Raw genomic sequence first — 9,107 nt, forward strand, 5'->3', positions numbered from 1 at the left:
CGCTGTCGCTTCTGCTACCGTCGTTGACGTATTCGGGATGCGCCCATCCATGAGAATAAAGTGGAATATAGAGACCAAGGTCTCAAGGTGATCTTCCGCCCACAGGCAGTGGAGTCCGCAGCACAATGATAACGACAGGGGTGGGCCAGACATGCAACTGAACTGGAAGGCAGCGATCGCGTTGGCAGCGCTGATTCTCGCCATCAATACCGGCGCGCGGCAGGCCATGGGCTTCATGCTGCCACCGATGGCCAGCGAACTCACCTGGGGCATGGGGAGTCTGTCATTCGCGCTCGCCATCCAGAATCTGGTCTTCGGACTGGCCGCGCCCATCGCCAGCAAGCTGTCGGACCGCTTCGGCACGCTTAGCGTCTTCCTGGTCGGTAGCCTGTGCTACGCGGTCGGCATGGGCGTCACCGCCCTCTGGCCGACCCCGACGGTGTGGATGCTGGGTGCCGGCGTGCTGGCTGGCATCGGCATCGGGGCGACCACCTTTCCGCTGGTGCTGGCAGCCGTCACGCGCGTGGTCCCCATTCAGCATCGTGGCATCGGGCTGGGCATCGCCTCGGCCGGCGGCTCCTTCGGGCAGCTGATCTACTCGGTCGCGACCCCGATGCTGGTACTGATCGACTGGAAGATCGCCATGCTGGCTCTCGGCGCCAGCTGTCTGCTGCTGATTCCCATGGCGCTGCCCTTACTGCGTCGCCCGCCGGCCGGCAGTGAGGCACCGGCGGAGGATATCCCGAGCCAGGGTCCGCTGCTGCAGGACCGACGCTTTCTGGCGCTCGCCGGCGGCTTCTTCGTCTGCGGCGTGCACGTCGCCTTCATCGCCACCCACCTGCCCAATTTCGTGGTCGCCTGCGGCCTGCCCCTGAACGTGGCCGGCAACACGCTGGCGATCATCGGCGCGCTCAATATCGCCGGCACCATCCTGTTCGGTGCCTGGGGCGGCCGCCGTCACCCGCCGCAGCTGTTGATGCTGATCTATCTGTGCCGCGCCGCGCTGGTGATGGCGATGGTGGTCATCCCGCCCAGCAGCATGCTGCTCTACGCCTTCGGCGCGATCATGGGCATTCTGTGGCTGTCGACAGTGCCGCTGACCAGTCAGGCCGTCGCGCTCTACTTCGGTCAGAAGCGTCAGGCCTTCGTGTTCGGCATGGTGCTGGCCGCCCATCAGGTCGGTGCCTTCCTGGGGGCCTGGGGCGGTGGTGTGGTCTATCAGCTGACCGGCAGCTACGACCTGCTGTGGATCTCCAGCGGCATCTTCGGTCTGCTGGCCGCCATCGTGCACTGGCCGGTGCGTCGCGAGCCCACGCGCGTGATTCAGCCACAGCTGGCCTGAGTCGCGCCACGGCATTCGCCTCTCACATTTCAGACTTCAGATCACCAATCCACAACGACACAGCCCCCACCGGCAAGACCGATGGGGGCTGTGTCGTTGTGGACTTCAGCAAGGGCGATCAGCGCTGGAAGGCGTAGACATTGCCGACCTTCAACAGCCGCGTCAGCTCATCCAGTGCCGTCAGTGTCTCCTCGGCCAGCTGCGGATCGGCGAGGTCTGCCGGTGTCAGGCTGTCACGGTAGTGACGCTTGACCCAGTCACCCAGCTCGGCGTGCAGCGTGTCGCTCATCATCACGCGCCCGGACAACGCGGCGCGCTCGGCGTCGCTGAGCACCACGCGCAGACGCAGACAGGCCGGGCCGCCGCCATTGCGCATGCTCTGCTTCACGTCCTTGACCAGCACTTCGCCGATCGGGTTCGGGCCGGCCAGAATCGCGTTCTGCAGCGCGTTCCACACCGCCTCGTTCTCCTGACACTCGCCCGGCACCACCAGCGTCATGCTGCCATCGTCGCTGGAGAGCAGCTGCGAGTTGAACAGATAGGACGACACGGCATCCTCGAGGCTGACGGCTTCCAATGGCACACGGATCGGGATCAGCGGCGTGGACAGCTTGGCGCGAATCTCGTCAAGCACCGCCTCTTCATCGCGGAAGGCCAGCTCGTGATAGAACAGCACCGGGCCATTGCCCACCGCGATCACATCGTTGTGGAAGACACCGGCATCGATGGCGTCCGGGTGCTGCTGGGCGAATACCACCTGACCTTCGCTCAGGCCATGCTGACGCGCGACGGCCTGACTGGCTTCCAGCGTCTGGCGCGCCGGATAGCGACGCGGTTCGACGCCATCACCGCCGAAGGCCTGGCGGCCATAGACATAGAGATGCACGCCCGGCCCGCCGTGGCCATCGCACAGCCGCGTATGGTTGGCGGCGCCCTCATCGGAGAAGGCCGGGGTCGCGGGCAGCGCGGGGTGATGCGCGAAGTGGCCATCGTCGGCGAAGATGGCGCCCAGGATGCGCCCGGTGGTCGCGGGCTCCAGGTAGCGGTGGAAGCTGGATTGCAGGTTGGCCGGCGTGAAATGCACGCGGCCATCACCACTGTCGCGTGACGGCGTGACGGTGGCGGCGTTGGCCGTCCACATGCTGGAGGCGGAACACACCGCGCGCAGAAGCTGCGGGGCCTGCTCGCTGGCCGCCTTCAACACCTGGGCGTTGCTGCCGGTGAAGCCTAAATCACGCAGTGCGCCAAGGTCCGGGCGCTGCTGCGGCAGCAGAATCCCCTGTGCATAACCCAGATCCGCCAGCGACTTCATCTTGTCGAGGCCCTGCAGCGCGGCTTCGCGCGGGTTGGAGGCCAGCCCGCCGTGGCGCATCGAGGCCACGTTGCCATGCGCCAGACCGGCGTAGTTGTGGGTCGGGCCGACCAGGCCATCGAAATTGATCTCTTGATACGGAGTATCGGACATGAAGGTCTCCTGCCACGACGCCTTGCCAGCTCAGCAAACAGGCACGGCGGGCGTCGTGGTCAACAATGGGTAAGCGGCAACGGTGCCCGAACGGACGGCCTTACAGACGGATACCGGCCGGCAGGTTCGCGGGCAGCGCCAGCTCCTCGGCTTCCATCGAGGCGACCGGATAGCTGACATAGTCGGCGGCGTAATAGGCGCTGGGGCGATGGTTGCCGCTGTCGCCGATGCCACCGAAGGGCGCATCGCCGGAAGCGCCGGTGGTCTGGCGGTTCCAGTTGACGATGCCCGCGCGAATGCGCAGCAGGAAGTCGTCCCAGTCAGCGCGATCGCCCCCGATCAGCCCGGCCGAGAGGCCGTAGCGGGTGTCATTGGCCAGCGCGATGGCGTCGTCCCAATCGGCGTAGCGATGGATCTTGAGCAGCGGACCGAAGAATTCCTCGTCCTCGAGCGCAAGGCCGGTGACATCGATCAGCGCCGGGCTGAGCAGACTGGTGCCCTCTTCCACCTGCTGCATGCGCACGATGACGTTGCCGCCCCGCGCTTCGAGATCGTCCTGCGCCTTGAGCAGCCCCTCGGCCGCGGCGACGCTTGCCAGGCCGCCATAGAAGGGGGCGTCCTGCGCGAACTGACCCGCCACCCGCAACTCACGCAGCGCCGTGGCCAGTGTATCGATCAGACGATCACCGACCTCGCCCTGCGGCACGATCAGGCGTCGCGCACAGGTACAGCGCTGACCGCCCGAGGCGAAGGCCGACTGGATGATCGCCAGCACCGCGGCGGTTTCATCCTGCACATCGCGCACCACCAGCGGGTTGTTGCCGCCCAGTTCCAGCGCCAGCAGCTTGCCGACCTGACCGGCGAACTGACGGTGCAGCAGCTTGCCGACCTTGGCACTGCCGGTGAACAGCAGCCCATCGATGCCCTCGGACTGGGACAGGGCCTGGCCGACTTCCGCCGCGCCCTGCACCAGATTGATCACGCCGGCCGGCAGGCCCGCGGCCTCCCAGCACTGCAGGGTGAGATCGGCGGTGGCCGGGGTCAGCTCGGAGGGCTTGAACACGCAGGCATTGCCCGCCAGCAGCGCCGGTACCATGTGGCCGTTGGGCAGATGCCCCGGGAAGTTGTAGGGGCCGAAGACAGCCATCACGCCGTGCGGACGGTGGCGCAGGACTGCCTGGGTGCCCGCGACATCCTTGGCACGCTCGCCGGTACGCTCGTGATAGGCCTTCACCGAGATCGCGATCTTGCCGATCATCGCGCCGACCTCGGTGCGCGCTTCCCACAGCGGCTTGCCGGTTTCGCTGGCGATGCTGACCGCCAGCGCTTCGCGGTGCTGCTCCAGCTGATCGCGGAAGCGCTCCACCACCGCCAGACGCGCCTCGAAGCCCAGACGTGACCAGGCCGGGAATGCCTGACGCGCTGCCGCGACGGCCTGCTCGACCTGCTCGGCAGTGGCAGCGGCGCCCTGCCACAGAGGTGCGTGGGAGACGGGGTCGGTCTTGGTGAAGGATGCGGCCTCGCCCGCTTGCCACGCGCCGTCGATGAAGAGCTGTTGACGCACGTTGAGTGTGGCGGGAGTCGAATTCGTAGTGGTCATGGCATGCCTCATCGAAAGAGCGCGCCGCGCGAGCGACGCTGAACAAGGAGTAACAGGGCAGTTGGCGATCTGCCCCGCTGATGGCAAAAGGACGCAAGGCGGTATGCGCCTGCGAATTGGCGCGAAGAAGCGGATGTCCGTGGCGGACGCTTCAGCCGGCCAGCACGCGCAGCGTGTCGCCGCCGGTGACGCCGAGGCGTTCGGCCTCATCACGGTGGAGGCGCACATGGCAGGCGCCGGAGTCGTCCCGGGTGACGTCGTGGCTGATCCAGCTGGCACGGAAGTCGGCCATGCCGGTGGTGGCAGCCATCACGGCGGGACGCTCGCAGGCCGGGGCATCAGACGCGATGACCTCGACACTCGCCAGCTGACTGTCACGCACGGCGCGCACATCATCGATATAGGCCTCCACCGTCGGGCCGCCATCGAAGATGTCGACGTAGCCTTCCCAGCGCAGGCCTTCCTTCTTGAGCATCGCCACCGCCGGTCGGGTGTGCTCATGCACCTGCCCGATGGCGGCCCGTGCGGGCTCGGAGAGAAACGGCGTATAGATCGGGAACTTGGGCATCAGCTCGCCGATGAAGCTCTTCTGGCCCATGCCGGTGAGGCGGTCGGCCTCATTGAAGTCCATCGGGAAGAAGTGGCTGCCCAGACATTCCCAGAACGGGCTGCGCCCTTCGGGCGTGAAGACACCGCGCATCTCGGCCAGCACCTTGTCGGGGAAGGCCGCGCGGAACTGGGCCATGAACAGCCAGCGCACCTTGGAGAGCAGCGCGCCGTTGCGGTCCTTGCGCCAGCCCTCACGCAGGAACAGCGAGCAGACCTCGGCATCACCGGTGTGGTCGGAGCACAGCGTCAGCGTATCCAGGGTGCGATGCAGATCGAGCTGCACCGAGGAGTGCGCCAGCGAACCGAGACGGTAGTGATAGAACGGCGCATCGGTGCCCACGCAGGCCTCGATGGCACAGCAGCCCGCGATGCTGCCATCGCGATCATCCTCGAGCACGAAGAAGTACAGGCGATCATCGCTGGGTTCTCGGCCCTCGAAGGCGGCCAGGGTGCGCTCTATCTTGGCGCTGAGAAACTCATGATTGTCCGGCAGCGAGGTGAAGCCGACACCGGTTTCCCGCGCCAGTACCTTGAGGCCTTCGATATCGTGTCGAGCGATAGGACGAATGCGCATTACAACTCTCCCTCATCCATCGTCGGCAATGGCATCGGCACGGCAAGCACCGCACGCCCCTCTTCCACGCCCAGCACCTCGGCCTGCTGCGGCGTCAGCATCAACTGGCCGGTCGGCGTCAGGGCGTAGCGCGCCAGCACGCAGCGGAAATCGCCGAGACGCTGGTTGGCCACCATCGCCGGCACCGCATCCGGCAGGCTTTCCTGCGGGCGGATACGCACCGGATGCCAACCGCACTGCTTGAAGGTATGCAGACGCTCGCACTCCGCCAGCAGCAAGGGGCCGGCATCGAAGATGTCGACATGACGCGAGCGCGAGAAGCCCTCGGCGAGCATCTCCTGCATGGCGTACTCATGGCGCGGATTCTCACGCCCAATGGCGGCGCGCGCCTGGGGGGTGAGCAGCGGCAGATAGAGCGGGAACGGCGGCATGACCTCGGCGATGAAGCTCTTGGAGCGCACCCCCGCCATCTGATTGATTTCATTGAAATCACGATCAAAGAAGTGCTGGCCGACGCTGTCCCAGAACGGACTGACCTGACGCTCGTCGCGCGTTTCCAGATAGCCCGGGAAGGCCACCGCCAGTTCCGTGGCGAAGCGCTCCGGGTACTGGGCGATGAACATCAGGCGTGCGCGGCGCAGCAGGCTGTCCGCATCCGTCTCGCGGTAGCGGGCATCCAGCGACAGCGCGCACAGCAGCGTGGCATCCGACACCTCATGCGACAGCGACAGCGTCTGCACTTCGTGGCGCACGTTGAGCTGCTGCGAGGCGTGGATCAGCGTTTCCTGACGATAGGTGTAGTAGGCCTCCCGCGCGCCAGCCTCGGCGCGCAGCGAGGCGGTACCGACCACTTCGCCGGTGTCGAGATCTTCCAGCACGAAGCAGTAGATCTCATCGCCCGGGAAGTCGATCTCGGCTCGCAGACTGCGCTGGGAGCGCAGAATGCGCTCCTCGAGGCGGTCACGATGTGCCGGCAGATTGGTCAGGCGAGGCGTTGCCGTGGCCGCGAGCCGCTCGAGGGCGAGCAGATCGCGGCTTTCGGCAGGCCGCACCACCAGCATCGGGGCACTGCTCATGGCGCTGCTCATGCAGATGCAGAGGCGGCGACGAAGTTCGCCACGGCGCGGTCGAGCTTGTCGAGACCGCTCTGGATCTCTTCTTCGCTGATCACCAGCGACGGCGCCAGACGCAGCACGTCAGGACCGGCGATCAGCACCATCAGGCCTTCTTCCATCGCCAGGTTGAGAATGTCCTTGGCGCGCCCCGCGTAGTCCGGCGCCATCTGGGCGCCGATCAACAGGCCTATGCCACGCACTTCCTTGAAGACACCGTGACGCTTGGCGATGCCTTCCAGGCCGTTGCGCAGCAGCTGGTGGCGGTGCGCGACACCGTCGAGGGTTTCCGGGGTGTCGATGGTCTCGAGCGCCGCCAGACCCACGGCACACGCCAGCGGGTTGCCGCCGTAGGTGGAACCGTGAGTGCCGATGGCCATGGCCGGTGCGATGCGATCGGTGGTCAGCATGGCGCCCAGCGGGAAGCCGCCGCCGATGCCCTTGGCGGTGGTCAGGATGTCCGGCACCACACCGAAGTGCTGGTAGGCGTACAGGTGGCCGGTACGCCCGGCACCGCTCTGGACTTCATCGAAGATCAGCAGCGCATCGTGCTCGTCACACAGCTCACGCAGTCCTTCCAGGAATGCCTGCTCGCCGGGGATGATGCCGCCCTCGCCCTGCAGCGGCTCGACGATGATCGCGCAGGTGTCATCGCCCATCAGCTCGCGCACGGAGTCGAGATTGTTGAATTCGGCGTGCTGGATACCGCCCGGAATCGGCCCGAAGCCCTGGGAATACTTGGGCTGGCCACCGACGCTGACGGTGAAGAAGGTGCGGCCATGGAAGGACTGACGGAAGGAGATGATCTTGTCCTTCTTCTCGCCATGGGTGTCGTGGGCGAAACGACGCGCCAGCTTGAGCGCAGCCTCGTTGGCCTCACCACCGGAGGAGCAGAAGTAGACCTTGTCGGCGAAGGTGCGCTCGGTCAGCGCCTTGGCCAGCGCCAGTGCCGGCTCGTTGGTGTAGACGTTGGACAGGTGCCAGACCTTGTCGGCCTGGTCCTTGAGCGCCTTGACCAGCGCCGGGTGGCAGTGGCCCAGCGAGGTGACGGCGATGCCACCGGCGAAGTCGATGTACTCGCGACCTTCCTGATCCCACAGACGGCTACCCTCGCCGCGTACCGGAATGGCAGCCTGGGGTGCGTAGTTGGGCACCATGGCATGGTCGAAATCGGCACGGGTCAGCTGGGTCATCGTCTCTTCCTCATCGCGGGGTCTTGGCATGGCCGGCCGATGATCGGCAAGCCACGGGTCATGACACTCGAGTATAGGGAGGCGAGATGACAAAGACTTTCAGCGAAAGGACGACGACTTATGTCAGGAGGCGACTTTTGTCATCCAGGGAAGGTGTCAGGCCTGCAGCATGAGACGTTCGTCGCGGGGGCTGCGCCCGAAATGGTTGCGAAACGCCGTGGAGAAGTGAGCGGCGCTGGAAAAGCCGGTGGCCAGCGCGATCTCACCGATCGGCTGATCGCTCTCGCGCAGCAGCTGACGCGAGCGCGCCAGACGCAGATCCAGATAGTAGCGGCTGGGCACCGCCTGCAGATGCTTCTTGAACAGCCGCTCCAGCTGACGCCGCGAGATGCCGAGGTGCTCACCGATCTCGTGGGTGGAGAGCGGCTCCTCGATATTGGCCTCCATCAGCGTCACGGCCTCCACCAGCGGCTGGGGCGCATGGGCGAAACGGTTCTTGAGCGGCACGTGCTGCGGCTCGTCCGCCAGCCGGATACGCTCGCAGACGAAGTGCTCGGAGACCTTCTCGGCCAGCGCGCGGCCATGCTGCTGGGCGATCAGCGTCATCATCATGTCCATCGCCGCGGTGCCACCGCCGCAGGTGACACGGTCACGGTCCAGCTCATAGAGCTGATGGGAGACGTTGACTTGCGGGAAGTCGCGGCGGAAGGATTCGGCGCGCTGCCAGTGAATCGTCGCACGATAGCCATCGAGCAACCCGGCGCGAGCCAGCTCACGGGTGCCGGTGGAGATGCCGCCCAGCATCACACCACGCTCGGCCAGACGCTTGAGCCAGGCCAGCAGCGCGGGATTCGAGGCCACCTCCTGCAGGCTCGCCTCGCCCGCCGGCTGAGCACCGCACACGAACAGGGCGTCCAGATGGCGCGAATCACTGGCGACCAGACTGTCCGGCGAGAGACTCAAGCCCGCCGCGGACGCCACGCCACGCCCGTCAAGCGCGAAAGTGACGGCCCGATAGAGTGTCTGCCCCGCGAGCTGATTGGCCACCTGCAGCGGCTCCAGCGCACAGGCCTGGGACAACAACGAGAAGCCGGGCAGCAGCACGAAGCCTATCTGGCGTTGCTGGGCCTGGGGGGAAACCAGTGAATCCACGGGCATGAGTGTGAGTCGAGGTCCGTCGCGTGAGGGTGGCGCCATATTGTGCCATGCCTC

General features: G+C 66.1%; 7 protein-coding genes. 1 reads left to right on the forward strand and 6 read right to left on the reverse strand.

The genetic code is table 11. The annotated features are described in order from the left end of the window. The first annotated feature begins 151 nt into the window (after window positions 1-151). Complete coding sequence (locus tag AC4FAH_RS09175; protein ID WP_107336046.1) at window positions 152-1,342, forward strand: MFS transporter; 1,191 nt, start codon at window positions 152-154, stop codon at window positions 1,340-1,342. Between the two features lie 118 nt (window positions 1,343-1,460). Here the strand turns inward: AC4FAH_RS09175 and astB are convergent, their stop codons facing one another. The 6 genes from astB to AC4FAH_RS09205 form a co-directional block, all read right to left on the reverse strand. Further along, window positions 1,461-2,807, reverse strand: a complete 1,347-nt coding sequence (gene astB / locus AC4FAH_RS09180; RefSeq protein ID WP_153636500.1) for an N-succinylarginine dihydrolase — start codon at window positions 2,805-2,807, stop codon at window positions 1,461-1,463. Between the two features lie 100 nt (window positions 2,808-2,907). Continuing rightward, window positions 2,908-4,407 carry a succinylglutamate-semialdehyde dehydrogenase gene (astD, locus tag AC4FAH_RS09185; protein ID WP_490245932.1) on the reverse strand — a complete coding sequence of 500 codons (1,500 nt, stop codon included), beginning with the start codon at window positions 4,405-4,407 and terminating at the stop codon, window positions 2,908-2,910. Window positions 4,408-4,558: 151 nt separating this feature from the next. After that, complete coding sequence (gene astA, locus AC4FAH_RS09190) at window positions 4,559-5,590, reverse strand: arginine N-succinyltransferase (protein WP_043334418.1); 1,032 nt, start codon at window positions 5,588-5,590, stop codon at window positions 4,559-4,561. After that, the gene (locus tag AC4FAH_RS09195; RefSeq protein WP_043334469.1) at window positions 5,590-6,651 is read right to left on the reverse strand and encodes an arginine N-succinyltransferase; all 1,062 of its coding nucleotides are present in this window, start codon (window positions 6,649-6,651) and stop codon (window positions 5,590-5,592) included. The genes astA and AC4FAH_RS09195 overlap by 1 nt, the downstream gene beginning before the upstream one ends. Before the next feature lie 23 nt (window positions 6,652-6,674). Then, window positions 6,675-7,895, reverse strand: a complete 1,221-nt coding sequence (locus tag AC4FAH_RS09200) for an aspartate aminotransferase family protein (protein ID WP_490245933.1) — start codon at window positions 7,893-7,895, stop codon at window positions 6,675-6,677. Between the two features lie 156 nt (window positions 7,896-8,051). After that, the gene (locus tag AC4FAH_RS09205; RefSeq protein ID WP_172978721.1) at window positions 8,052-9,053 is read right to left on the reverse strand and encodes a GlxA family transcriptional regulator; all 1,002 of its coding nucleotides are present in this window, start codon (window positions 9,051-9,053) and stop codon (window positions 8,052-8,054) included. Window positions 9,054-9,107: the final 54 nt, after the last annotated feature.

This window comes from Cobetia sp. (genome assembly GCF_983723665.1).

Bases quoted from the DNA above. Each gene is read 5' to 3' on its own strand.
- astB (WP_153636500.1), bottom strand. From the start codon at position 2,807: ATGTCCGATACTCCGTATCAAGAGATCAATTTCGATGGCCTGGTCGGC.
- astA (WP_043334418.1), bottom strand. From the start codon at position 5,590: ATGCGCATTCGTCCTATCGCTCGACACGATATCGAAGGCCTCAAGGTA.
- AC4FAH_RS09200 (WP_490245933.1), bottom strand. From the start codon at position 7,895: ATGACCCAGCTGACCCGTGCCGATTTCGACCATGCCATGGTGCCCAAC.
- AC4FAH_RS09175 (WP_107336046.1), top strand. From the start codon at position 152: ATGCAACTGAACTGGAAGGCAGCGATCGCGTTGGCAGCGCTGATTCTC.
- astD (WP_490245932.1), bottom strand. From the start codon at position 4,407: ATGACCACTACGAATTCGACTCCCGCCACACTCAACGTGCGTCAACAG.
- AC4FAH_RS09195 (WP_043334469.1), bottom strand. From the start codon at position 6,651: ATGCTGGTGGTGCGGCCTGCCGAAAGCCGCGATCTGCTCGCCCTCGAG.
- AC4FAH_RS09205 (WP_172978721.1), bottom strand. From the start codon at position 9,053: ATGCCCGTGGATTCACTGGTTTCCCCCCAGGCCCAGCAACGCCAGATA.